Origin of the sequence: Chitinophaga sp. CCNWYY40 (assembly GCF_037483205.1) — a bacterium.
Classification (GTDB): Bacteria; Bacteroidota; Bacteroidia; order Chitinophagales; family Chitinophagaceae; genus Chitinophaga; species Chitinophaga ginsengisegetis.
Window position 1 is genome coordinate 507,896 of record NZ_JBBHLF010000006.1, and the last position, 26,085, is coordinate 533,980.

General features: G+C 43.5%; 23 protein-coding genes. 5 read left to right on the forward strand and 18 right to left on the reverse strand.

Going from position 1 to position 26,085, the window contains the following annotated elements:
* Nucleotides 1–241: 241 nt before the first annotated feature.
* The 11 genes from V7S65_RS24905 to V7S65_RS24955 form a co-directional block, all read right to left on the reverse strand.
* Nucleotides 242–1,324, reverse strand: a complete 1,083-nt coding sequence (locus V7S65_RS24905; RefSeq protein ID WP_336388177.1) for a serine hydrolase domain-containing protein — start codon at nt 1,322–1,324, stop codon at nt 242–244.
* Between the two features lie 468 nt (nt 1,325–1,792).
* A complete protein-coding gene (locus V7S65_RS24910; protein WP_336388178.1) occupies nt 1,793–3,274 on the reverse strand; it encodes a S41 family peptidase in 1,482 nt (493 codons plus the stop codon).
* Between the two features lie 76 nt (nt 3,275–3,350).
* Nucleotides 3,351–4,670 carry a MutS-related protein gene (locus tag V7S65_RS24915; RefSeq protein WP_336388179.1) on the reverse strand — a complete coding sequence of 440 codons (1,320 nt, stop codon included), beginning with the start codon at nt 4,668–4,670 and terminating at the stop codon, nt 3,351–3,353.
* Nucleotides 4,667–5,980, reverse strand: a complete 1,314-nt coding sequence (locus V7S65_RS24920) for a MutS-related protein (RefSeq protein WP_336388180.1) — start codon at nt 5,978–5,980, stop codon at nt 4,667–4,669. Before V7S65_RS24920 ends, V7S65_RS24915 begins: the two co-directional genes overlap by 4 nt.
* A 34-nt stretch (nt 5,981–6,014) precedes the next feature.
* Nucleotides 6,015–8,339, reverse strand: a complete 2,325-nt coding sequence (locus V7S65_RS24925; RefSeq protein WP_336388181.1) for an ABC transporter permease subunit — start codon at nt 8,337–8,339, stop codon at nt 6,015–6,017.
* The gene (locus V7S65_RS24930) at nt 8,339–9,274 is read right to left on the reverse strand and encodes an ABC transporter ATP-binding protein (RefSeq protein ID WP_336388182.1); all 936 of its coding nucleotides are present in this window, start codon (nt 9,272–9,274) and stop codon (nt 8,339–8,341) included. Before V7S65_RS24930 ends, V7S65_RS24925 begins: the two co-directional genes overlap by 1 nt.
* 29 nt (nt 9,275–9,303) lie before the next feature.
* Nucleotides 9,304–10,071, reverse strand: a complete 768-nt coding sequence (locus V7S65_RS24935; RefSeq protein ID WP_336388183.1) for a hypothetical protein — start codon at nt 10,069–10,071, stop codon at nt 9,304–9,306.
* 31 nt (nt 10,072–10,102) lie between these two features.
* Complete coding sequence (locus V7S65_RS24940; RefSeq protein WP_336388184.1) at nt 10,103–11,560, reverse strand: RagB/SusD family nutrient uptake outer membrane protein; 1,458 nt, start codon at nt 11,558–11,560, stop codon at nt 10,103–10,105.
* A 10-nt stretch (nt 11,561–11,570) separates the two neighbouring features.
* Nucleotides 11,571–14,873, reverse strand: coding sequence for a SusC/RagA family TonB-linked outer membrane protein (locus V7S65_RS24945; RefSeq protein ID WP_336388185.1), 3,303 nt, complete (start codon nt 14,871–14,873; stop codon nt 11,571–11,573).
* Between the two features lie 227 nt (nt 14,874–15,100).
* A complete protein-coding gene (locus V7S65_RS24950) occupies nt 15,101–16,300 on the reverse strand; it encodes a FecR family protein (protein WP_336388186.1) in 1,200 nt (399 codons plus the stop codon).
* Between the two features lie 63 nt (nt 16,301–16,363).
* Complete coding sequence (locus V7S65_RS24955; RefSeq protein WP_336388187.1) at nt 16,364–16,951, reverse strand: RNA polymerase sigma factor; 588 nt, start codon at nt 16,949–16,951, stop codon at nt 16,364–16,366.
* A 243-nt stretch (nt 16,952–17,194) separates the two neighbouring features.
* On the opposite strand from V7S65_RS24955, the gene V7S65_RS24960 reads away from it, so the two are divergent.
* Nucleotides 17,195–17,623: an EthD family reductase gene (locus tag V7S65_RS24960; protein ID WP_079473675.1), complete on the forward strand. Its 429-nt coding sequence runs from the start codon at nt 17,195–17,197 to the stop codon at nt 17,621–17,623.
* Between the two features lie 67 nt (nt 17,624–17,690).
* On the forward strand, nt 17,691–18,071 hold the full coding sequence (locus V7S65_RS24965; protein WP_111579129.1) for a nuclear transport factor 2 family protein: 381 nt from the start codon (nt 17,691–17,693) through the stop codon (nt 18,069–18,071).
* Between the two features lie 309 nt (nt 18,072–18,380).
* On the opposite strand, the gene V7S65_RS24970 is transcribed toward V7S65_RS24965, so the two are convergent.
* Nucleotides 18,381–18,851, reverse strand: coding sequence for a hypothetical protein (locus V7S65_RS24970; protein WP_336388188.1), 471 nt, complete (start codon nt 18,849–18,851; stop codon nt 18,381–18,383).
* Between the two features lie 199 nt (nt 18,852–19,050).
* Here V7S65_RS24970 and V7S65_RS24975 point away from each other — a divergent pair, with 199 nt between their 5' ends.
* Both V7S65_RS24975 and V7S65_RS24980 read left to right on the forward strand, forming a co-directional pair.
* Nucleotides 19,051–19,797 carry a hypothetical protein gene (locus V7S65_RS24975; protein WP_336388189.1) on the forward strand — a complete coding sequence of 249 codons (747 nt, stop codon included), beginning with the start codon at nt 19,051–19,053 and terminating at the stop codon, nt 19,795–19,797.
* 123 nt (nt 19,798–19,920) lie between these two features.
* Entirely contained in the window at nt 19,921–20,265 is a 345-nt protein-coding gene (locus V7S65_RS24980) for a hypothetical protein (protein ID WP_336388190.1), read from the forward strand.
* 115 nt (nt 20,266–20,380) lie between these two features.
* On the opposite strand, the gene V7S65_RS24985 is transcribed toward V7S65_RS24980, so the two are convergent.
* From V7S65_RS24985 to V7S65_RS24995, 3 genes are all read right to left on the reverse strand, one after another.
* Entirely contained in the window at nt 20,381–20,923 is a 543-nt protein-coding gene (locus tag V7S65_RS24985) for a hypothetical protein (RefSeq protein ID WP_336388191.1), read from the reverse strand.
* Between the two features lie 211 nt (nt 20,924–21,134).
* Nucleotides 21,135–21,401 carry a hypothetical protein gene (locus tag V7S65_RS24990; RefSeq protein ID WP_339546582.1) on the reverse strand — a complete coding sequence of 89 codons (267 nt, stop codon included), beginning with the start codon at nt 21,399–21,401 and terminating at the stop codon, nt 21,135–21,137.
* Complete coding sequence (locus V7S65_RS24995) at nt 21,391–21,894, reverse strand: hypothetical protein (protein ID WP_336388192.1); 504 nt, start codon at nt 21,892–21,894, stop codon at nt 21,391–21,393. Before V7S65_RS24995 ends, V7S65_RS24990 begins: the two co-directional genes overlap by 11 nt.
* 400 nt (nt 21,895–22,294) lie before the next feature.
* Here V7S65_RS24995 and V7S65_RS25000 point away from each other — a divergent pair, with 400 nt between their 5' ends.
* Nucleotides 22,295–22,528, forward strand: coding sequence for a helix-turn-helix domain-containing protein (locus tag V7S65_RS25000; protein WP_336388193.1), 234 nt, complete (start codon nt 22,295–22,297; stop codon nt 22,526–22,528).
* Nucleotides 22,529–22,533: 5 nt separating this feature from the next.
* Here V7S65_RS25000 and V7S65_RS25005 read toward each other — a convergent pair whose 3' ends face one another.
* The 3 genes from V7S65_RS25005 to V7S65_RS25015 form a co-directional block, all read right to left on the reverse strand.
* Nucleotides 22,534–22,869: a helix-turn-helix domain-containing protein gene (locus tag V7S65_RS25005; RefSeq protein ID WP_336388194.1), complete on the reverse strand. Its 336-nt coding sequence runs from the start codon at nt 22,867–22,869 to the stop codon at nt 22,534–22,536.
* Nucleotides 22,870–23,284: 415 nt separating this feature from the next.
* Nucleotides 23,285–24,223, reverse strand: coding sequence for a hypothetical protein (locus V7S65_RS25010; RefSeq protein WP_336388195.1), 939 nt, complete (start codon nt 24,221–24,223; stop codon nt 23,285–23,287).
* Nucleotides 24,213–26,081 carry an ORC-CDC6 family AAA ATPase gene (locus tag V7S65_RS25015; RefSeq protein ID WP_336388196.1) on the reverse strand — a complete coding sequence of 623 codons (1,869 nt, stop codon included), beginning with the start codon at nt 26,079–26,081 and terminating at the stop codon, nt 24,213–24,215. Before V7S65_RS25015 ends, V7S65_RS25010 begins: the two co-directional genes overlap by 11 nt.
* Between the last annotated feature and the right edge of the window lie 4 nt (nt 26,082–26,085).

Sequence of the window (26,085 nt, forward strand, 5' to 3'; positions counted from 1 at the left end):
TCCGGCAGCCGGCAACAAAATACAAACAAATCCGGAAATTTCATCAAACTCAAAGCCGGCATTATCAGCCCTGGCGCACAATCCTGGAAAGAAAATAGCATGATAGTTCTAAAATCGGGTGTAAACATATCAAGTGACCTAATCATTGTCATTTGGGTTACCTGACACGACGCCCAGGTTGTGTAACAGGATAAACAGAAAGATAAATATTTTGGCGCCCTTGTAGTATAATGCTCAATAATTATTTAAAAGACTTCAGCGTTCCTAGTATCGCTGTTGTTAATCGATATAGGTCAGCGCCTGCCTGGTCGTCTTTTTCGTTAGTAAGCAGGATAACGGCTGCCTGCTCATTTGGATATAGCGAACAAAAACTCCGGAATCCGTTAGTACCTCCATCTATCCTGATATAATAATCCCAATTCCTTGTCCTGCCAATTGCCCATTGGAAGCCAACGGCGTCTTGCTCCACGTTACCATAAATAATCCGGTGGGTCAGTTTTACCGCCGCATCTTTTTCAGCGAGTTGGTAATCAGCATATTTCAGCATATCGTCTATACAGGAATGAAGCCCTCCGGCAGCTGGAAAAGAGGTTGGTACCGGCTGTGCTTTTTCGCCGCTGGCAGTATAACCATTAAGTACCTGTGCGCTTTTTACAGGAATGCGATTTACAAATGTATTTGTCATACGCAGAGGGTCGGTTATATGGCGTTTGATCAAAGTTTCATAGTCCGATTGATAAATATGCTCCAGTGCATATCCCAATAACTGGTACCCGACGTTGGAATAAGCATATTTTAACGTCTTCAAACTATCCAGTTTGATTTGCTGCAGGTGATCCAGAAAATAGGCTTCAGTCATTGGAGCGGATATATCACCGCTTGCAAAACTATTTGGGAACATGGCGGTATGACTAAGCAAATACCCTACGCGTACGGGTTCCCCGGAGGGATAATGAAGTGCGGGGAAATTTCCCGGCAGATACTTCCGGATGTCCGCATCCAGTTTCATTTTGCCTTCGCCTATTGCCTGCGCAACCAGCAGACCTGTGAATGTTTTAGTAATAGATCCTATCTCATATATTGAGCTGGACTGTGTTAGCTTATCTGATTCCGGAGCCGTTTGCCCGTAGTTATAGCGATAATGATGCTGATTATATATAACCCCGATGGAAATACCCACCCGCCCTGTTTTACTTAAATATAATTTTGCCGAACGATCCACGGCAGAATCCAGCTGGGTTTTCAAGGGATTGTCGTTCAACACCTGGGCTGAACAGTTGGCGTATACCGCAAAAAGGACGATGACGATGCCGATTTTTTTCATGTAAGAAAGTTCTTTTCAAACCAGTAAGCCATACTTCTGTAAACAACGTTCTTTTATGAAGATACAAGAATATCCCAGAAACAGAAAGCCGCTTACCCTCCGGGGGTTGAGCGGCTTCCTGTTTCTAAGATATCAAGATAACTCTAACAGAGCATTAAGTGCAACCGAAATTCAACAGTTATTTACTGCGTCAAATTAACCGTAAACACTTTAATATTTTGAAACGGTTGCAGATCAGGTGATTTGCAACCGTTTTTCATTTCTGCGGTAGCGCTGCGTATTTTTTTCTGCCCCTCTCCCATGTGTTAAAACGATAAATGTTTTCCCATCATATAGGCATTGTCCTTTGTGCCAAACCAGAATTTTCAACCGGATTTATCCAAATCTGCGTTTGATTTAGCTAAACCATAAAAAATAAAATCATCCTGAATTGAGTCAGGTTCAACTGGCTGCTAAATATTCCGCATACTATTGCTTACCGGCCCGGATTATATCCAATGTATATTGGATCTCCGGATCTTTTCCCGCGCGGATATATTGCTGAAACCCTTCAAAAGTCAGCTCCTTGTCGGGCTGACAGCCACGTCCGTTATCCTCCTTAGCCTTCATAAAATACACTTCGCTCATGGGAATGGTTAACTTGCTTTTCGTTTTAGGCAGCATATAGGTATTGAACCATGCCGCTGTAGTGGATGCTTCGCCGCTACCCGTTTCGGTGCCTACCAGCACACCACGCTTGTTATTCTTAACCAGCGCAGCAAAGTAGGTGGCCGCACTTACCGTGCCACCGCTGATCAGCACATACACGTTACCTTTAAAGTTATTCTTATCGGGCGGATAGTTGGAAATGGAACCTTCTGTCAGGCGCGCATTGCCATAGTAAAACCCTGCGGCGCTGTCGTAATCGAACCGTTGTTTCAGAAAGTTCTCAGTCTGCTTTACTTCCTCCTCCCCCATTTTGGTTCCGTAACCATTCAACAGGTTTTCGGGATCATGCATCTGTATGTTCTTTGTCCGGTAATTGAAAACATTGTCGAACGGACGTAATGCCACAAAGGAATACAGCAGAGCAGACATATTCGGGTTGCCTCCGCCGTTCGACCGGATATCTATGATAACGTTGCTGATATTGCGCTTCTTTACTTCCGCAAAAAAATCGCTCAGCTCTTTGTACATAGCATTTTCCTGTAGCATAAATGTAAGAACGGTCAGGATAGCGGTAGATTCTTTATCCTGGTATTCCTTCGTTATGTAGGCGCGCCTCAGGAAAGAATTAAAGGGCAGCTCTCCCAGGCTCCGGTTATGGTAACCTGTTTTGGCGTCTACTGCTTTCAGCTGTACCGTAGTGGAATTTTTAGCTCCATACTCTTTATATACTACTTCATAGCTGGTGGCTTCCGGAAAAACGAGGCTGATGAACAAACTAAGGTTTGTTGCGGTGCGATCGGCGCCCGTTTTGATAAAACCATCGCTATAGGTGGCGTAGCCAATTTCACTGAGCAGCTTTGCGGCAGCCATTTTATTAATACTCAGTATCTCTGCACCGAAGGGAATGGTTTCTCCTTTGGCATTAACAATGATCCTGTCTTTAAAAGTAGTGATGGCCAGCGGAAAGTGATTAATACCATAAAATACGTCCACCACACGTTCCTCATCATAATCCAGTTTCAGGTGCACATCATTGAATAACTGTACGGGAGAATACCGTAAAGCGCTTAACAACGACGGATCTTTATCCAGCCGGTTCATCAGGGAATCCATTTTATTGTTAAACGTAGCGGTGTCTGTGAACTTATATGGATTCGGATGTTGTTTCTTCAACAGCTCAACGGCGTATTTAAAATCATCCTTCAAATCCTGCCTGGTAAATCCGGTAAAAGGTTGTACCTGGGCCAGGGCAGATGTGGAGAGCAGGGACATAAGGATCCCTGATGCAAAAATTTGCTTCATGCTGTTTATAATTTTAATAAATAGTCATCAATACGGCATACTGCCGCGATATGATCGGGTGAGCGTTTCGCCCAGGTTACATTTTATTGATCAACTCAATGATTCCCTCGTTTTCTATGATCATCATACCCTGCCGGTCTTCCGTAATACCTTCCTGTAACGTGTAGGTGTACCTGGGTACATTTCCTTCCAGTACAGTAGGCATAAACCGATACTGCACGTTGGGCAGGTCTGTCAGCGCTTCTCCCACTTCGATAATATGGGTGGATACGATAAACAGGCAATTGTTGTATTCGGAGAAACCTTCCGTCACGGCCAGGGTACCGTCAAAAGCATCTTTCACATTGGTGCCCTTAAACAATTCATCGAACATCAGCAGCAGGTGTTCGCCGGTAGCTGCTGCCAGCGCAGCATCCTTCACCCTTACTACTTCCGCATAGAAATGGCTGTATCCCATGGCGATGTTGTCCGCCACATTGATGCTGGAGAAGATGCCTTCGCGTACCGAAAACACCATTTCGGAAGCGGCCACCGGGAAGCCGATATGCGCCATGTACATGCCGATACCAATAGATTTCATCCAGGTAGACTTACCTGCCATATTGGCTCCTGTGAGGAACAGGACATTACTACCCTCCATCATTTGTATGTCGTTGCCCACTGCTTTTGAAATACAGGGGTGCCGGAGACTTCGGGCATGGAACAGGTTTTCTTCTTTCGCCACGGCCGTTGCGTAACAAAAATGCCGTTCGCGGGATACATTACTGACCGCGACGTATACATCTGTTTCCGCAATGAACTGCAGTATGTCCTTCATGGCTTCGTTGTGCCTGTTGCGCAGCAGGAAATCATACTCGGATACCGTTCGGGTGGACATTGACTTGTAGATGTCGCTGTCCAGAATTTTGCGGATATCTTTATGGCCCATGATGGCCAGTAAGGATTCTACACGGTCCTGCAAAGGATTCTTTTCGCGCTTCAGCAACTCCAGCAGTCCAAAACATTTCTTCAGCGTAACGATCGTTGCCTGCAACTGCAGCAGCGTGTTTTTGAAGCGGCCGTCTTTCGTGAGGCCCGCCAGTAACTTTTGCAGTTGCATGTCCACCGCTACCGCCCATTGCGATTTTCCTGCCGTAGTGTCAATATATTCCCGCATCAGGGCAACCTGGTCGGCCTCAAAAGGAAATGCGACACCTTTCTCTTCGAAAAACTCAAAAATCGCTACCCGCCGGTTGATCGCGTTGGCATCATTCAGCGGATGGGAAAACATCTCATCCATCAGTTTCTCCCCGATCCGTGTTCTCACTTTATTGAATAAAAAGTATACGGAGCCCTGGCGGAATTTCCCCATGAGATTCAGTTCTCCTACCGATTGGCGATCTATTTTAAAACTCATAATTGCTTATTTAACCGTTTACCGCCTTTGTTTCCCTGTTTAAGAATGTCCAGTATCCCCTCGTTATTAATAATGATCATGCCATGCTTATCATTGGTAACGCCTTCTTCCAGGGTATACGTGTATTCAGGTACCGCACCTTTCATCACGGTGGGAAGAAAATAAAATGCGGCGCTTTCTTTTTTCCGCAACTCGTCTGCCGCTTCGATGATATGGGAGGAGATGATGAATTTACTGTCTTTCCGGTTGGTAAACGCATTACAAACAGCCAGTGTTCCTTCCAGCGCATCCTTCACATTTGTACCCCGGAACAATTCGTCGAACAATACAAACAGTGATTTTCCTTCACTGAGTTCCTGCCCTATTTTCTTTACCCGCAATACTTCTGCATAGAAATGGCTGGCTCCGATGCCCAGGTTATCGGGCAGGTTGATCGTTGTATATACGCCGTCCATTACAGAAAACTCCATAGCCGCCGCGGCTACCGGAAAGCCCATGTGCGCGATATAAACGGCGGTGCTGAATGAACGCAGGAAGGTAGACTTCCCGGCCATGTTGGCGCCTGTAAGAAAAACCAGGTTACGGGAAGGCCCCATATGAAGACTGTTGGCCACCGCGTTTTTTAAAAGCGGATGGTATACACCATCCACTTTTAAAATACTGGTCCCTTTCGGGTGTACCACCGGGAATACCATGTTATGTTTCCGGGTAACCTGCGCCACGGAAACATATACATCGATATGATAAATAAAATGCAGCAGTTGCAGCACTTTCCTTTTCTCCTTGCTACGGATCAACACATCAAAAGCCGTAACCGCGGCGAATGAAATCCTGGCATTCGGTTTTTCGTTAAACACCGGTGTAAAAGCCGGATCATTCAACACCCCGATAGCAGCCAACCGTTCTTCTTCCAGCTCTTTCACCCCTGCCATGTCCGCCGACTCCAGGTACTGTCTGAGGGCATGGAAAAGATCGATGATGGAAATAATCCCATTCTGTACTTCCTTTTCGCTGAGCGATACTTTTGTTCCGCCATCCGGGTTATCGTCAAAAGAGATGTATTTCTCCGCCTGGTCCAGCATGGCGCCATCGAAAGGAAAGCTGGCCTTCATTCTCACGAAAGCAGTAATGATGTTGATCCGCTTGATGATCGCTTCCCTGTTGTTCAGTGGTTTCCTGAACATCGCTTCCATAATGGTTTGTCCGCCACGGGTAAATGAATGATTATAAATATCGTAAATACCTTGTGTGTCTGCTTTCGAAAACAAGCGCAGATCATCCATCGTCTGCATATCTGTCTGCAAATACATAATTATACTTTTTATGAAACAATTAAAGTATACGCTATTTGCGTTTTCTTCTTATCAGTATGATGATACCTGCCACCAGGATCAGGGAAGGTATAACATATTGAAGCACCATCTTCAATGTTTGCGCCGGCGCCTTTTTGATCGTCAGCCATATATCCGTAGGCACTTTGAAATTATGGTAAACCGGGTATTTGTTATCAACTGTGTAGCTGTAAAACGCATTGCCATAATCCCTTCCATCTCCTCTCGCCGCAGACATCATGTCCGCATCGCTGGAAATAATGATCTTCTGCAATTTGCTGCCGATTTTGCGGGTAAGCTGCAGGCCCACCGGATAAGGCGCTTCCTTCCTGTAATCCCCTTCCGCGACGCTGAACACCGGCGCTGCGGAGTCCACTACCAACAAGCCTCTTTCTACCCAGGTATTTGCATTGTTATGTAAAGTGGTAATCTGTTCTACCTTAAATCCTGTAGTATCAGAATAGCTTAATACACTGGCGCCTACGATGGCGGTATAGCAGGCCTTGATGATACCGTTCCTCAGGTAGAAAAACGGTTGCTCATCCGCCATGTCCGAGCCTTTCTTAGCAATTAATCCTAAAAACTTGTGCGGCATATCCTGCGGGTTCACCTGTACAATAGTGCCTTCATCCGCATTTACCCCCACATGATTCAGAATAGGGTTCATGATAAACTGCTTGCCTGGTTCGGAATAGAACATGGCATTTCCTCCTCTGTCGATATACCGTTTAACGCTGTCGATAATGGCATTATCCAATATTGATTTCGGATCAGAAACCACCAGTACATCATTGGGCTTAAACCTGCCGGGGCCCACCGCCGGGATGGTGTCGAAATTCAACCCCATATTAATCATCGCGCTCCTGGAAGCTTTATTGACAGCATGGTTCCCATATTCCCGTTCGCCGAACTTAAGAGGTGAACGTTCATAGTGCCCGGTAAGAAATTTAAACGTGGGCGTTGTATCATTCACTAAACGCAACAGGCTGCCGGAAACATGCTTCTCATACGGAAATACCTCCGGGTCCGGGTATGTTCTCAGGATCGTCTTTTTCCCTTTATACTCCACCTCCATCAATAAGCCTTTCGCTTCCGATTCCAGGTCGATGAGCTTCCTGATTTCTGCTGGTTTTTTATAGATAGCGAGATCGGTTTTATACATTTCCGCATACTTCTCCGCGATTTCATCCAACGATTTGCCAGGGTATGACTGAAATATCGAACTATCTCCCTTGTTTACATCGTAATAATACACGTATTTAAACTCCATATTATTATAAAAGCGGCGGTACCTGGCCCAGAAGTTCCACAGATAGACATTGCGCGCAGTGGGCAAGCCACTGCCCAGGTTATACCCCAACAGGTTAGTGTATAACGTTACCTTCAGTGGCGATCCGTCCAGCTGTTTCAATACTCCCTGGGTGTTTTCATGCAGTGTATTTATCTTGCCTCTCGTCACATCCCAATAGCCGATCAGTCCGTGCCGGGAGGTAACAACGAGTATAACAACCGTTATCGCAAACGCCGTCAGGTACCTGCCTGCCGATACACTCCACGACTTCGACTCGGTAACAGATTTCGTTTTGATGATGGTGAATATGATAAAAAGGGAAATAATGCTGAAGAAGTAGACAAGGTCCTTCGTGGTAATCAGGCCAGACAGAAAACTCTCTACTCTTCCCGAGCTGGAAAGGAAATAGGTGACATCCCGCACGTAATCCGTTCCCTGGAACAGCATACCCAGCATGGTGAACATGATCAGCACCACAAATGTTCCGATCCCCGCAACAATCGGATAGGAGGTTAAACTGGAGATATACATACCTACCGCCACATACATCGCCGCAAGTAAAAAGAAACCCAGCACCATCGCCATAATGTGCAGGAACTCTACATTCTTAATAGAAAAAGTCAGTATAATCACCTCCGCCAGGAAAATCAGGATCATCAGGCATACAAAACTGTATACACCCAAAAATTTACCCAGGATGATCTGGCGTGTTTTCAAAGGCGATGAATGAAGCAACTTAATGGTTCCGGCAGCATATTCACGGTTAATCACACCCATGGTCAACAACGGAATGAACAAAAAGAAGATCATCATCACCGTATCGAGCCCTTTGCCGATCACCACCCGGGTTAGCGGCAAATTGAGAAAACCACTGAAAGCACTTCCCTGCAACTCAAGCAAGGTGTCCTGCTGCAGCGCAGTATCTGCCAGATTTCCCATGATGATGCCCGCACTGGACATCAGGAATAAAATCAATACAAACCATGCGATCGGCGAAAAGAAGAAATATCGTAATTCCGCCCGCGCTATATTAAAAACTACTCTCATTAGTGTAATGTTGAAGAAGAATTTGATGATAATTGTTTGAATACATTGTCCATACCGGAAGATTCGATGTGAATAGAAGTGAGCCTCCAGTTTTTCTCCGCACTCTTCCTCACAATTCTTTCAGCCAGATCGTCGTTGGGCTGGAAATAGATCCGGCATTTGTTATCCGGCAGCAACTCTACTTTCTGTACATCTTCCATCGCCATCAATTCTTCCGGCGGAGGCATATGGAGCATTCTGACCATCATGGTATTGGGCTGGAGAATGTTGTTGAAAGCATCGAGGGTATCAGAAAACACCACCTGTCCTGATTCGATCATGATGATCTCTCTGGCAAGCAGGTTAATTTCGGACAATACATGCGACGATAATAATACCGCACGGTCCTGCGCAATTTCTTTAATCAGTTTCCTTGCTTCGATGATCTGGTTGGGATCAAGACCATTGGTGGGCTCGTCGAGGATCACCACTTTCGGTTTGTTGATGATGGATTGCGCGATACCTACCCGCTGGCGATAGCCGCCCGACAAATTCTTTATAAGGCGTGACCTCATCTGCGTAATGGACGTTTTCTCCAGTACTTCGTCCACAGCGCTTTTAATCAGGCGCCTATCCATCAACCTCAGCTGCGCGGAATACTCCAGGTACTCCTGCACAGTGAAGTCCAGATACAGAGGTGCCTGCTGTGGTAAAAACCCGATCTGCTTTTTATATTCAATAGGATCATCTTTGATGTTCAATCCATTGATGGAAACATTTCCTTCCGTTTGCAGCAAGGTGCCGCAGATGATATTCATAGTGGTAGACTTGCCTGCTCCGTTTGAACCCAGCAATCCGATAACACCGGTATCATTGATCTCAAAATTTATTTCGCGTATGGCCCAGGAACTGGCATACTTATGCGATAGGTTCTCCACCTTTAATATAGGCTGCATATAATGTTACTTATGATTAAAAACTTGGATTAAAAATGACCGATAGTTTTTGCCCTGGCCGAAAAAACACCAGCTGTGGTCCATGTTCCGGTTACCAGCATTGTACGTGCCTTAAACAACCATAGGGTATTCGGCGTAGGACTACCCGGGGTAATATTTACGTCGGACAAGGTGGTCAGCGTGACGCCTGTTGCATGATCCCGCACTTCAAAACGGAAGCTGTCTACAGATGCAGTAACAGGGACCTTTATAAAACCGGTTAGTTGTTCATAGTCGAGATTGGTGACCATGGTTCCCGGTACCGGTTTCAGCTGCACCACGTCGATCGGCCTGTTATCGAATAGATTAATAATCCGGAGGTTGACCACACTGTCAGTCAGGCTACGGGAAGGAAGTTGTTCCTTCACGGTTTTTTGTTGCACTTTCGCTGGACTACCATACACAAAATGCGTATAGATACCACCAGGATCCAGTTGCAGCGTGGTTTTCAGAAAGGGATTATTGGGCTGGAGCGTATCGTAGTTTCTGAATAGCGTAACCGTTTGGTTCATTTTATCGGTAGCATAATCAAAAGAACTGCCGCTGACAATATAAGACAACCTGCTGTAGTATTTGGGCTGTGAATTTCCAAAATAGGCTAACAGGAAAGAGGTATTGTCGTTAACGCCATTCACAATCGTCAAAGACGCCGGAAATATCTCTTCCCGTGATTCCTTCTTACAGGAAGTACCGGCTATCAGCAGACCTCCGGCTAACAGAACCGCTTTGAAACATTTTTTATAGCTGAATTGAAACATCTTTCTTGATTTATATGGTGATCACTTTTTACTAATAGCCGGTATTCTGGGAGAGATGGTTGTCCAGGAGGATTTCGTCCGGAGGAATGGGGTATAGCAACTGGTGCTGACTCCACGGCTGTTTGTAAAATATCTCCGAAAGCACCTGGGTCGCCTTGTTCGTCCTTTTCAGATCCAGCCAGCGATGTCCCCATTCGGCAAACAACTCTATGCGCCTTTCTTTCGCGATGGCATCTGTTACCTGCTGATCGGTTAAAGTATAAGGAAGACCGTTCAACCCGGCGCGGACCCTGATGGCGTTCAGGTCATCGATCACGGCATTTTTATTGCCCGCGCTCCGCAACATATTCGCTTCCGCCCTGATCAGGTACATTTCCGCGAGCCGCATCACTACATAATATTCGGACCTGTACCCTCCCAATTCGTAGTTGGTGGAATTGATTTTATACTTAGCCGGAGAGAAACCGGCAGGTATAGATGTACCGCCGGCGATAGGCGTCGTCCATGCCGTTTTCCTGTTGTCGCCCGCTTCAAAAGCATTCATCAGCGCAGGCGTGAGGTACCGGCCTGTCATGGAAAGCCCTTCAGGCGTGGCATTGCGCCGCGTCCCCGAAATGTTGGTCTGCTTTAACTGGAAAATAACTTCCCTGCTGGATACACTGAATACGTTATTCAGACTTTCCAGTTTAAACAAATCCGCCTGGCTGATCACATCGTTTGCATGCTGCCAGGCTTTTTCATAATCCCCGGTAAACAGGTATACTCTTGCCAGCATTGCCTTCACATACCATTTATTGATCCGGATGCGCTCCGTGTTGTTGCCATCGTAGTTTTCAGAAAGATACCCTGACGCTTCTTCCAGGTCGTTGATGATTTGCTGGTATACAGCGCCAGGGCTGGCGGAAGGGAGTTTTACTGTATTATTATAATCGATGGATAAGGCAAGTGGAATTTTTTCGAACAGGTTTACCAGGTAGAAATATCCCATTGCCCTTACTGCCAGCGCTTCGCCCAGCACCCGTTTCCGGTAGTCCTGCGTAAACTCGTTTGACGTAGCAGCTTTCACACCTTCTATCAACGCATTGGCATTGAAAATTCCCTTATAGGCCGTCTTCCATATTTTCGTGGAATACCCAGGGTTCCGCAATGTGATCCTGGCGGCCATCTCTACATAGTACTGGTAGTCCCCGCTAAGTGAAGGCTGATATAATTCATCCGCCGAATGCCCTGCAGCCAGTGTAATTCCCCCGGCGCTGTATAAATCGCTGCCCAGGTGCTCGTACGAATTGACTTCAAGTTCTCCTCCGCTGATCAGGTAAGAATACAAACCATTAAGCGCAATGGATGCCTGATCATCGCTCTGGAAAACCTGGTTGGTAGTAATCGAATTTACCGGGTCCTTTATATCCAGCAATTTATTGCACCCCGTTACCAGCATGCCTGACAGCAGGATACCGGTTGCATATATATTGAAAGCAAATCTTTTCATACGATTGATTTTAGAAACTTAATCTCAGGTTAGCGGCAATTCTTCTGATCTGCGGCGTAGTGCCCAATTCAACATCCGCCATCCTGTATTGCGAGAATTTGAAAATCTTTGATGAATTCACGGAAACCGTTCCCTGCGTCATGCCTACTTTCTTTAACCATGCTGCAGGTAGCATGTACGACAAACTAAGATTGTCCAGGCTGATATAAGCCCCTTTGGCATAGTAGGCATCCGATCCGGAAAATCCGCCGCTGTTGAAGGTGGAATACTTAGTGTAAAGAGCTTTGTCGCCAGGTTGCTTCCAGTGCCTGTCTTCAATTTCCTTATACATCAGCATGTTGGCAGTATTCCCATACCCGAGGTTATTCAACTTATCTTCCACCAGGGAATTTTCAAAGCTGAATTGTGCATCCAGTGACAACACCCTTTTGAAGTCTACCCGGAAGCCCATCCCACCGAAATATTTAGGATTCAGGTCAATCACCCGGTAATGATCGTCCAGCTCCGTATCCGGAAAATTCGTGGAAGGTATTCCGACAGGTCTCGCCCCATCCCCGTTATAATCCTCAAACTCAGGTGTTCCTTTCATTGGGTTGATGCCGATATAGTGCGCGTAGGACTTGGCGGTTACGGAAGCCCCTATCCTGTACATATCCTTGTAGGGAGAGTCTTCCAACCCTTCAAAAGCTACCAGCGTATTATTGTTCTTACTTACCTGGAAGCGTGCGGTCAGGCCCCAGGTCTTCGTGTTCAGAATCGTTCCATCCAACATCAGCTCCACCCCTCTGTTCCGGATAACAGCGGGCCAGTTGCCCACCACAGCAGAAAACCCTGTGAATGCCGGCGTGGTAATATTTGTCAACTGTTTTCCGTCCCTGTTGATGTAGAAGTTACCTTCAATGTTCACGGTGCTGTTGAAAAATCCCACCCGGGCGCCTACTTCAAACTTGCTGGCACTGGACCAGCTGTATTTCTGGTTAACGGGTTGTATGAGCGTATAAATTGTCTGATCATCGTAGTCCGGCAGTTTGTCGAGAATACCCGTTGGAATGTTCGACCAGCGCGAGAGGTATTGATAATCGCCCACATTGGCATTCCCCATCACGCCATAGGTAGACCTGATTTTGGCGAACGTGAACCAATCCATGCTGGCATTCTTAAACCATTCTTCATTAGATAAAACCCATGAAACCCCTGCAGATCCAAAGTTACCGAAACGGGCCCCGTTACCGAAACGCGACGAGCCGTCCCTCCTGCCGTTTAAACTAACGATGTACTTATTTTCCCAGTCGAATGCCACCGTTGCCAGCAACGAAGCAACTTTCAGCTCGGCATAATTATTCAGCGCCTGCACCACCTGGGCATTGGAGTAGCTTTTGATGAGGTTATCGTTCGAGAACATCAGCGCTATCGTCGTTACCACATCCTGATCGGCATAACTGTAGTCCGCTGCCAGGGAAGCCGACACTTTAGCGCCGCCGAACAGTTTAACATAGTTGATACTTGGCCTTACCAGCAGGCTCTTTCCGGACCCATTACCGAAAATTGCCGTGCTAATGGGAAAGTACATGGGATCTTTCCCGGCTTTAGGCATATAATAGCCGGATTTATTGGAGAAAAATTCCCCGCTAAAGCGAATACCTGCCGTCAGGTCCTTAAGTATTTCGTAAGTAAATCCAACATTGGTCTGACTTTTCAGCGTTTGATTCTCTCCCCAGTTTTTAATATCCGCGAATGGATAAACGCTCGCATACTGGTTCCTGTACGGTTCAAAATTATATTGCCCGTTCTCATCATAAATCCACGGAGCATTGGGCGCCAGCGAGAAAAAGTCTAACGTAGCGGCAGTTTCATTGTTGGAATAAGTACTGTTGGAAGAAAGTTCCACCATCAGTTTGCCGTTCGGGCTGCGATGGTTAAAAGACAATCCCACTGTTAAGCGATCGTTGCCCCTGCCCTGGTTGTACATTTCCGTTGTGGAGGTATATCCCACACTCACGCGGTAGGTATTCTGCAGCAATCCGCCTTCCACACTGAGCTGCACATCATTCGACTGCTCATTTTTGAAGAAGACGCGTTGCCAGTCGGTATAAGCTTTGGGATCCCAGATCGTGAGGTCCGGGGCATTATCCCGGGTAGGAAAAACTGCATCATTGAGCATTGCTTCCTTTCTCACCGCCAGGTACTGTTCTGTGTTCATCATATCCATGTAGCGCTGCACGCCCGAAAACACTTTGGAGTAGCTTACATTAAACCTGGTAGGACCAGGCTTACCCTTTTTGGTAGTGATGAGAATCACGCCGTTGGCGCCTCTGGAGCCATACAACGCTGTGGCATCCGCATCTTTCAGCACATCCACGCTTTCAATGTCCAGGGGATTGATCATATACAAAGGACTTTCGGTAGTCGAATACCCGCCGCTAACAGGTGTACCTGCACCCAATGGGTTAACGGATAAAGTAGCAATCGGTAATCCGTCAACAACATACAGCGGATCTGTAAACATGTTTTCGTTCAGCACATTGCGTCCGCGTAGCTCTACTTTCCTTGCCCCTGCCGTGTTGGCCGATTGGCTGATCCGGAGGCCAGGGATACGGCCTGCGATCGCATCCAGCACATTTACGACGGGTTGCCTTTCAATATCACTGGCTTTCACCGTGGCGATATTGGCGGTGCCAATTCTTTTATTGGTTGTGCCCAAAACAGTGACCTGCACCTCATCCAGTTTGTTTTCGGAAAGCACCAGCTCCGTGTTATAGGATCTGGCAGTAAAAATCTGTTCCGTTATTTTAAATAGATGGTCCACATACCCGATATAGCTGACCCGCATTTGGTCGCCCAATCTCATCGGCACCTGGACAGATCCATTTCCTGCGGTCAGATAGTTCCGTTTGTCGGTAAGATTGCTAATGGTAGCGCTGACCAACGGTGTATAACCGGAAGAATAGACATAGACATTTATCATTTCCTGTTTTGCCGGCACCGTATCAATGGGTTGGCTGGCTGCAGCTAGCCTGAACTCCTTCTGGGATACCAGGATGTTTTTGTCGATGATCTTGTAGGTCAGTGACTGGTTCTCAAATACTTTGTTGAGAAAGGTTCCCAGGTCAACTGCCCTGGCATTGATGGTGACCGGTTTTGCTACCGATAAGGCTGTGGCCTTGTACAGGAAAACATAATCGGTTTGCGATTCCACGGCTGCAAACACTTTTTCGAGTGCAACGTTTTTACCGTTAAAGCTGATGTTCTGTGAAAGGCCTCTGGCAGATACCTGCAACAGGGCAGCGGTAAGAAGAAAGAATGTTAGTCTCATTACTAACAGAGATTTGGTTGAGCTACGTTTCCGTTCATAGGGAACCCGTATGCAATAAGAAATAATTAGCATAGCTTTGCTTCAACCGCCCCTCTCATAAGGGACGGAATGTTTAAGTGAATAAATAAGCAGTCTTTAACCTGATTGTGATTATTACCTTGCTTGAACATCTACCGGAAGTGTCGCAAGCACTTCCGGTTTCGTTTAAGCAACGTCTGTTACTATAGCTATTTTACATACAAAATATTCCCCTTCAGTTCCAAATTAACATCCATCGTTTCCAACACTTTTAATACATCAGACAAGTTGGTATTGCGGTGCATTTTCCCTTTGAAGATTACATTTTCCGGCTTTCCAATGTATTGTACATCTATATTGTACCATCTTTCCAGCTGGCGCATGACACTGTATAAATCCAGGCCGTCAAAATTAAACAGGCCGTTTTTCCATGCGATAATTTTATCCGGATCAGGCGTTTCCGTTATGGTCAGCGTAGCCCCCTCCGATGCATCCGGTTTGCTTAAAACTGCTGTTTGGCCAGGCACCAGCACTTTGGGCTGACTGGTATGCATAGGTGTTATTTTCACAGCACCGGTCAGCAGTGTTGTACGGATTGTTTTTTCATCATCATAGGTGTTGACATTAAATGAAGTACCCAGTACTTCCAGTTTCATCTGATCGGTTTCTATGATAAAGGGCTGCCAGCTCTTTGCGGCGACTTCAAGATAAACCTCCCCGCTGATTTTCACCCTTCGCTCCCGTCCCTTGAAAGCGACCGGATATTGTATAGAAGACGCTGCATTCAGCCATACTTCCGTTCCATCAGGAAGAATGACGTGGTACTGCCGACCTTTAGGTGTGGTGATGGTATTATGGGCCACCCCGTCCGTTGCGGCGGTAGCATCGTATTTAAGCTCGTTATTATTCAGCGAAATTTGCGTCCCGTTCTGCGTAGCAATTTTCCCTTCACCCAAACTGTCTAACACCAGTTGTGTACCGTCTGCCAGTGTCAGGATGGCGCCGTTTTTACCAGGTGGAATATCTTGCTGGGCAAGCTTCCGGCCAAAACGGTCAGCATTTTGCGTACGATGTGTCAGCAGGAAATAAGTGGATACTCCTAACGCCAGTACAAGCACCGCGGCGGCCCATTTCCACGTATGAAGGACCCGCATCCGGTGCACATTTGATTTTACAGGTTTGTTGGAAAGAAAACGTTCCAGCCCGGCGGTTTCGTCAAACCGGCCCATAGCGCGCACATTTTGCTGTTGTATCTCAGGATTGTTCAATTCCATCCATAACTGCCGGTTTTCGTCACTGGCAGCGATCCACGCATCCAGCTTCTCCTGCTCGTCGGCCGTAAGCGTACCCTGTTGCGAACCTGAAATAAATGCTGCAATGATGAATGGATCGTTTGAAGAAGACGCCATGTCTAATCTGTTTATGTTATTACAACATGGTATTCCGATCGTACTAAAGGAATCGAAAAAAAATTATGAGTGGGAGGAAAATAATAAGAATAAGGCTACTACGGCCGGCGACAGGCGCATTCTCAGCAGCTTCATGCCCCTGGTTTTCTGGTTTTTAACCGTTTGGAGGGAAATAGAAAGGATTTCGGCGATCTGTTCGTTTTTCAGTCCTTCAATATAACTCATGCGGACGATCTTCCCGCATTGTTCGGGCAGGTTGCTGATCTCGCGGTAAATCACCCTGAAAACCTCCATGCGGATGATGTCCTGGTCCTCGCCCGTGGTGGCCTTTTCCTGCTCATGGAGAAATTTGGCCTGGCGTTCCTTGCTATGCTGCGCCCCTTTCAGGAAATTAAGGGCAGCATTACGGGTAGCCTTGTACAGGAAATCCTTCAGATGCCGGAGATCCTCGAAGGCATATGGCTTCTGCCATAATTTTTCAAAAACGTCCTGCACAATGTCTTCCGCATGCCCGGGCTCCCCGATAATAGATTCGGCGTAATGGCAAAGCGCATTGTAATACTCCTTAAAGATATAAGAATAATGCAATGTATCCCCCGAAGTCAGTCCCCGCAAAAGCTGAAACTCATTATAAAAAGATTTCCGCGACAAGTTTGCACCCCGATTTTAGTTGAAATGTAAAAATAGTCAAAAATTCAAGCTATAAAAATGCAATTCAGGAGTGGAATTTCTCCCTGCCTCAACCCAAAAACTATATGTGCATCAGCAAAAATCGTAAATTGACAATGATAGTTCTGTTCCTGGCAAACCCCCGTTACGTTTAATTCCCCCGCTAGTTGCCACAAACGGAAGTAATTGACAACTTAATATTTTGTAACTTAAAGTTCACTGATCATGAAGCTTAAACTAATTCTATCGTTTTTTCTTTTAACCACCTGTTTTGTTTCATTTAGTCAGGATATGCCATCTGGAAAATCTCAAAATCACGACATTACTGCTACTGAAAAAGGCTTAATAAAGGTATCCGTCATGTATCCATATGCCGAGGGTAAAACTTTCAATATGGAGTATTATGAAACCAAGCATATGCCCATGGTGGCTGGCTTTTTAGGAGCAAATCTGGTGAAATATACTATTGAAAAAGGGCTTTCCAGCGGTATTCCTAATCAACCTTTACCTTTTATGGCTATTGGTATATTCTATGTAAAAAGCTTAAGTGAATATCAGGCGGCTATTGCGCCAAACAGAGATGCGATTCGTGCAGATTTTATAAACTACACCAATGTCGTTCCCGTCATTTTAGTGAGTGAAGTTGTAAAATAAGCTAGTATAGCGATTTATTGCAGGGATATACTTATAAGAAAAAACAAATAAATTTGTAGCAGAAAAAATGAAAACCCAAACAAGCCAGGTCAATGCAGAAGAGGAAAAACAATCGATCCTGCTTACGCTCAATGATTATCTTCAAGGACGTCCGGTACTAGACATCGAAAGGATCCGGGCGGCGTTTCACCCCGATGCATACATCCGGACCATCATAGAGGGAAAGTTGGTTCAGTGGACACTGCCGCAATATCTGGACCTGGTTGCCCAGGCAACAATACAGGAATGCCATCCAGAACACCTTTCATTTACCTGGGATGGAGACACTGGTTCTGCCCATGTGCAACTGACTTTTGCCACTTTCCGGTTCATTGACCGGTTTAACCTGATAAAGTTAGACGGGAAATGGCTGATCGTGGATAAGGTTTCCTATCGACAGGAATTATGATGAGAAGTCGTTGGGGAAAAGCCACCGGTCTCCGGCAATACCTGATAACATTAAGAAAACAACTGTCTCTCCGGCTTTATGGAATGAATTACAGCGTAAAAACAAAAAACCCGCTTCTACTATGTAGAGACGGGTTTTTCTAAAATCCAGTGATCCACTGGGGGTAACTTATATCTTCGTAATGTCGTGTAGAATCTGTGTTTGATAGCGGTGGGCGTTTATTGCATTTTTAGCCATTGGCCAAACTCGTACCCTAATTTACCAACTTTAATAATCAGTGCTGCCGCTACCAGTACAAAAGCGATTATTTTAACAAGCGGCTTGTCCTTGTAGACCGCTCAGGTAACCTGCCGAAACATTCAACGATGAGGCCACATACTGAACAGTTGGCATTCCATCTCTTAATACCAGCTCGTTATTGAAATATTTATCCGGCAAAGCTTCCAGGCGTTCAAGAATGGAATGACCGGATCTTTTACGTGTAATAAACTGTCGCTGGTTATACCTGTTTGCATAAGTCAGTAGCAATTCCAGTTGTGCTATGATAACAGGGTCACTGAATTGATGAATATTCTTACGATATTCGTGTGCAATGTTTTCCATGACGTCCAGGATGGACCTTTCTTCCTTATCTGATAGAAAGAGTGCCTCATTGACCTTGTGGCCAAAATAATCGTATTGTCTGATCGTCATTGCGATTGTTGTTTTCAATAGGAAATCAGGATGGATGAGCAATACCCATCCTGAACGGTTGGCTGTTTCCGCTTCGTCTGGCTCCATTTCAAATATCTGGCCTGGTGCCCTGAAACGGGGAACGGATTTGCCCTCATTGAGAGAGTTTTAAAGATTGAATCAACAAAACATTCACCCAGACAAATATCTCACAACAGATGAAAAACAAAAAAATACTGCTCATAATATCTATCATGGACTGTTCACAAAATCAGTCAACAACCGCTATTGATAATACTACACAATCATGAAAAAATTGAAAAAACTATTCCCTATATGCTGCATGCTGATCACTGCACTGTCGTGCGATGAATCAAAATTGTCTAAAGGCCCTGTAAACAGCCTCTCGCTCATTCGCGCAGAAATCAATATCACACAACGTTTACATAGCAAGATCGAAAACCAGGCAGTGGTCAGTTTGTTCGATGAAGAAGGAAAGACCATTAAAAAAGATTCTATCAAAATCTATGTGAACGGCGCGGAAGTAAGGTACACGGTCAGACAAGGGCTCTATTACACATCCAGCACCTATTATTTAAAGGATAGTGCTAATCCCAAAAACAATCAATTCAATTTTGAAATAGTGCTTCCGGACGGCAAAAAATCATTCCTGGCCGAGGTGGATGCCCTTGACCTGGTGAATGGTCAAAACATCAGTTATACAGAAACAGGGAATTTAAATAAGGATTATGAAATAACCTGGAAAGAACTGACCGGCGTAAATTACCTGGCCATCGCAAGAACCCTGAAGGTAAAAAAACAGGAGGAGCCGAATATTACTACTTATGAAGAGCATATGCCGGATACGATCAGCATTCATTCTGAAGGGCGTCATGTGATATCTAAGTCAACCTTTGATAATCCAACGCACCAGGTCAACATACTCTCGTTTAGATTTATAGCTCAAAAGATTGGGAAGGTAAGTCCTGAGCTGGCCAAAGGCAGCAGTATCAGTATTATGGGGAGTATTGAAAGAAGTGTATCATTTGAATAGCTATCTAATACCCTGCCTTCAGGAACGGAACATGAAAAATGCAGCACGGCGTATTAAGGCGGCGAAAGAGAATACTACACGCTAAAAGATACGGCTGAGTATCCGTCATCATACATGGCTTCAATGGAAGCACGGCTGTCCGAAGTACCACAAAACAATCACAATATCGAAGGTATCGTTAGCAAGGCACTGGAACTCCTTTGCCAGTTGGATATTCTATATAACAACGGCACCATTGAAGAAAAAAGAAAAATCATTAGTTCAATATTCCCCGAAAAATTAATTTTTGACGGAGCGCATTATCGAACTACAAGAATAAATGAAGCGGCTAATTTAATATACACGCTGGAGCAGCGTTTGAGCCAAAAAGAAAAAGGGACAAACTTTTCTGAAAAAAATTTGTCCCTTATGGTGATCCCCTTGGGAGCAGCACGTATCTTCGTAATAGCTTGTAAAATCTGTGTTTGATAGTGGTGAGCGTTTATTGCTAACCGTTATGCTAACCTGATTACGTGTAACCGTTATAGTCAGGAGTAATGATAGGTAAATATATGAAAAAAATATTTCAGTATGTAACTCGCAACTATTCTATTTTAAGGCTAGAGCCTCCCCCACAAGATGTTGGGTTATTATTCTCTATCCAGCCTAGCGCATTCTTTCCCACATACTCGGCATAACCCCAACCACCCATATCAAACTTATGTTTTTTCAATTTCCGTCTGACTACTTTAATAATATTATCAGCCCATTCTATAAAATCCTCTGATTTATTGACCATTTGCATATTTTCAGCATATTGGGGTTGAAAGTACAAACGTCCTCGATGAAGTTCATTCCCATCAAAGCCGCATCTATCAAAATGTAAGACCGGCAACTCGTTATCCTTAAGCAGCCAATAGTTAAACTTCTCTATATGCCATAATTTCATTGACTCAAAATCCTGTGGTCTGACTAAATATAGCCTTCCACCCTCCTCTATTCCCCTTATTAAGGTATCATCCACCGTTGAAATCTTATTATCATAGTGATAATATGAAAGAATCCGAACCTCTCCAAAAGACTTTAGAAGTATATCGAAATCATTTTGGTCATCTGGATGAAGAAAAAAATTCACTTGCCTGCCCATGGTGTTGAGAGTATTTACAACAATTTATAGCAAAATAAAGTCTTAAACAAAAAGGGCAAGTGGCTATCTGCTCCGTACAGCCAGCTATGTTTTGGTAATACCAAAACCCATAAACTTTTCATGCTCCGCATTCGACTCCCTAAAAAAATGGCGCGAGAAGAATCAAGCGCCAATTATCATTCGATCCGTATTACACAAAAAGAATATTGAGTTACTTTTCTTGATCCCCGAAAATGGAGGTAAACAAGCCATTGGTTACCTCCTCGGCAATCTCTCTTATCTTTTCCTTCTCGGCCTTACTTAAAGCCTGTATGAGCTTGCCCTCCACCCGCCTGTCCATTCCCCGCATCTTCCTGTAGAAAGTCGGAGTACTATAATTACATTCCTCGCAAACGCGCTCCCGAAAGAGAACAGGCAATCTGGAAAACTCTGTATGCAATTCAAGCATGATGTTTACTGGTTGGGATTTAATGCTCATAAATGAAGTTTGAAGGGTTAGTGTTACTCGCTTTCAGATCGCTGATTCGTTCCTCTACGCTTAATGAGTGGAGTGTCAGGAAAAAAGTCTTGAAATAATTGTCCGTAATTGCCGCTATTGTTCCATCAATTCCGTTGTCGCCATCGACCAGTATAGAAATATATTGATCCAATGCAGTTTCCAGCTCCTCTAATTCAATGCCTGACTGAAAACTTGATAATTCATATAGGTCAATTTCAAGTTCAGTTGCCAGTGCGGGCGTTAGGTCTTTAACTCCTTCCCTTCGTATGGCATCACGGATATTAAAAGCCGCAATGGTATTAGTTCTAAACAAGGCGTAGAACATCATGAAATCTGCCCGTTGGTCCGCTGTCCAACTGTCGGCAGTGTTACTGCCAATGACATTCGATAACTCGAACTCGCAAAGCTCAATAAAGCCATCCGAGGTACCGCATGCCGTAATTTGATCTAAGATGCTTAATAGATTCTCCATAACAGAATATTTAAAGTGAATAAAAACAGTTCTGAACAGGCAATACAATCCTTCATCAGCCAGTGGAAGCTGAAAAAACCTCTTATCAAAGTATGTGTTTATAAAAAGTGGGGGCGAAGACTAGACATAAAAAAGCGCGGTACCCACCCTTCGCTTTTGAGGCCCTGAGAAGCCCATGCCACGAAAAAGTGGGCCCGCGCACAAACGCGAGCCATCCACTTCATCGTCTCATGGCATTGAAGATTCTCAGGTTTCAAAAGCGAGACTTAAAAAGCGAATTGCTTACAATATCTTGTATTGAAGAATCGCAAAAATATATTCTTAATGCTAAACTAGTAAATAATTCTCATTTTGTCAAATTTGACAATTTTATTTTTAATCGGTTTAGGACCTTGAGCAGGTGAAAACTAAAAATCAAGCATATATATCAGCTTTCGGTCAAAACTTCAAAAAACTTCTGGAGTCAAAGAAAAAGACCCCAGAAGAAGTTGCTGCCCATGGCAATATTGAAACAAAGCAGGTTTACCGGGTAATCAATGGAGAGCATGCAGCTACGCTATCGGTAATCTATGCATTAGCTAAAGGACTGGATGTACCCCCCAAAGAACTATTCGATTTCAGCTTTGCAGGATAACATCTCTATTTCTCATTATTATTTTCCTGCTGAAATAGTTGCCAGAATTCCTCCCTCAAAAAGAAAACACGCGATCTAATCTTATGCCGTTTTAATTTACCTTCTCTTATCCAGTCGTACACTGTTTGGCGGGAGATCTGAAATAACTCACATACTTCTGCCATCTTATAGACAGGCTTATGAAGCAAACTACCAGCTTCATGAACAATCCTAGTGGGGCTGTTCTTAACGCCCAATAATTCTTCCCGGATTATTACTCTAACCTGCTGCCAAAATTGGTCTGAGCCAAAGGAAAATGACAAAGGGGACATAGCATTTTCATTACTCACATTCTCATTCATACACTTGCTTTTTAAATTATTGGGTATTTAACAATTCGAAAATAATTAAACGTTTTCTGATACCCTTGACCTAGTAGAATTTTGATATAGGTAAAACAGCTTCCCGACTGAGGAAGAGAAGCACTAAAAAAAACGGTTGTATCACAACCGAACATCTTGCGGGTTCCAGCGAAGCGTGGAATTATCTATCCAAAACAAATCAAATGTTGAGTAATAATTTTTACCCCTCAAAATTTTAAAGAGGTTAAAACCAGCGTCCGACTTCGGAGGGGAAGCGGTAAAAACGCAGGTTGTGATACAACCTGTTATCTTGCAGTTTACTGCGAAGCAGGTAAACGAAAGACGATTGTAACACAATAGAATATCTTACGGATTATGGTGAAGTCGAAAGTTTTTAAAAAATCAGATATAAAAATCAATAAAAAGAAACTTCCAAAATGGAAATTTCACCTGAAGCAACTTTATCTAATATCGGATCACCACTTCCTCCACTTATTCTCCACACATCTACCCCCCTCATTCTCAGCGATGTCAATAAACAAAGAAGAGTGAATGGCTTGGGGCCGCAAGGCGCAAGAACAACGCGATAACTAGTCATTAGATCAAGACATAAATTGGATAGTTGACTTTCTGTAAACAACAAATTATGCAAGGGATAGAAAGTCAGATTCCGCCTCGGAACGGAGTTAATTAGTCTTGAATTTTTATTTAAAACATCTAAATGATATTCAATATCATTTTTCGGATCGCTAATAAAAAGATGGGGCTGAACGTCAAAAAATTCAGAAAGGCCAAACGCTCTTAACTCAATATACCCTAACCCAATAATCAATGCCGCCGGGCGGTCTGGTACAGATAAAGAATAAAACCCATCAATAGGTGCAACATACTTATTGTATTTTGCTGATTTTGGACCTTCGATGTATTTGCTATGTGTATAACTAAAATATAGATTAATTTTCTTTTCCATCTCGGAGCTATTTAGATAGCTTAAAATATAAGCATACCATACCCTGGTCATACACGAATAATCTATCAAAACATTGACTTCCTCTGAAGAAATCTTGCATATATTATGCAATACTAAAGATAATCTACCTGTTTCATCACCCGACAATTCATCAATAGTGTAACCTAGATCTGTAAAGATTTTATCATTATTTTTTCGAATTGGATCATCGAATGACTCTTTAAATCCTAAAACTATCTTTTCCGTGAATTTTATATTCTCATCGTTAATGATATTGGCTAAAAAAGAAGCCCTAGACTCATATCCTGAAGCCATTATTACAATATCAAATGGTATGTTTCGAATTTCCGCTAAAGAAACTTGTTTCGTGCGCCTAATATTCATCTGAAAATAGAGTTATCTGATTAATAAGGTTTCCAGGTTTACCGATTATTGCACTTAAATTTGTCTCTTTATATTCTCTACATAATAAATTAAAATAAGGATTAAGAATATACCCCAGTCTAAAACGTTTATTCAAAATTCCTTGTTTTGAAATTACATCACTATTATCTAAATAAACAATAGCCCCCATATACAAAGCCAGTTCAAGCAGTTCTACATACTTATTATTTATATCCGAGTCTACTTTAAAAGATCCTATTGGATCAACTGAAAAATCTTCAACTAGCATTTTGTTTTGAAAATACGAGCCAATGGCTGCAAGAATATCACTCAAATTAATAGTTCTATCCTTAATATAAACATTCGCATCCGGATGAGATGAAAAAAGCATAAACTGCCTTTCTGATATATCTATAATAATTCTTGTTTGTTCCTGAATCTCAAGAGATCTAAACTCACCTGGTCTAAGCTCAGATGCGCTTAACATCTCGTCTACGATACTAATTAACAACCTTGGGTTCCCATCTGCCAGCTCATATATCAAAGGAATTCCATAATAAAGAGGTACAAGTTTTCGGGATCGTTTTTTTCCACCGCTTTTCAAAAACTGATAACGATAAATGGCTAACTGCTTTGCTTTTCGGAAAATTTCGTCCTTCTGCTTAGTATTCTTTGGCACTGGATTGACGGGATCTACTTTTCGCCGATGTAAAAATAATTTAAATGATTGATCAATTCCCCCAAGTTCTTTAAATAGCATCCAAGTATTCGTCCCATTTTCAAAATCATTTTTTGTAAGCAAACTATTTCCCAATGAAAAATTCGATTCCAAAATTCTTTCCAAATCAGAGTCACCAACTATATTCTTAATATTTTTAACTGAATTGGATTTTCGCTTAATTCTGCTCTTTACTAATTGTTCGCTAAACCCTTTCCATGCTTTAAATTCTTTTTGATTAGATGTCCAAATTTTAATAACATTAAAATCGTGCCCCTCAGATGCATTAGTGACTTCTTGACCATTTTTCAATTCTTTATACAAAGAAATTATCGGTGCTGTTGTTAGCTTAAAAATAAGTCTTTGATCAGTACTTCGAAGTAAACCAAGCAATTCCGACTGAAGCCATTCCGGTGCAATTTCTAATTCGTCGAAACAAAGGGCCCATCTCCTTATTGAATTATCATTCCAATAATTCTTCTCAAATAACAAGCAAGCTTGACGAACTAGATCTAAATAATCAAGATAAAAAAAATCTTCCAGCTCTAATACATAGGATGGCATCAATCGCTTCTTCCGAATTTGAAGATTTAATATCGCGACTTTATTCAATAGATCAATTTCAATAGCGTCAAATGTTGGAAGAATTGGTTTCTTTAAAATCCACAGATCAATTATTTGCTTAGAAATCGAATTTTCCTTTACGTATTTTTCTTCAGCCGAAATAACACCTTTGCCAATTAGATAATCAGACAAATAGTTAAATGTTTTAATAACTGAAAGCAAAATATTGATTGTTACGGTGCTTCTAGAAATAAAGCTAGTAAATTCGGAATCCGTAAAATCGATATTTAATTGATCCAACTGTTTTTTCCAGAGTATATCAGATGGAACATATATTGAAATAAACGGTATTTCATCAATTAGCTTAGATTTGTTCTTCTCATCCCAGTACCTCAATGCAGGAATAGTTAACATTTTCAATAAAGTAGTCTTTCCGCAGCCACGTGGTCCCATCAAAATAGAATGACTATTCTTTATCAGGCTATCGAAATAATGATTCCTAATGAAACTATCGGCCACTTCCTCAAAATCTAGATATTTCGCGTTAGCGGAATCGTATGCTGAGTTGAGTTTCATATCT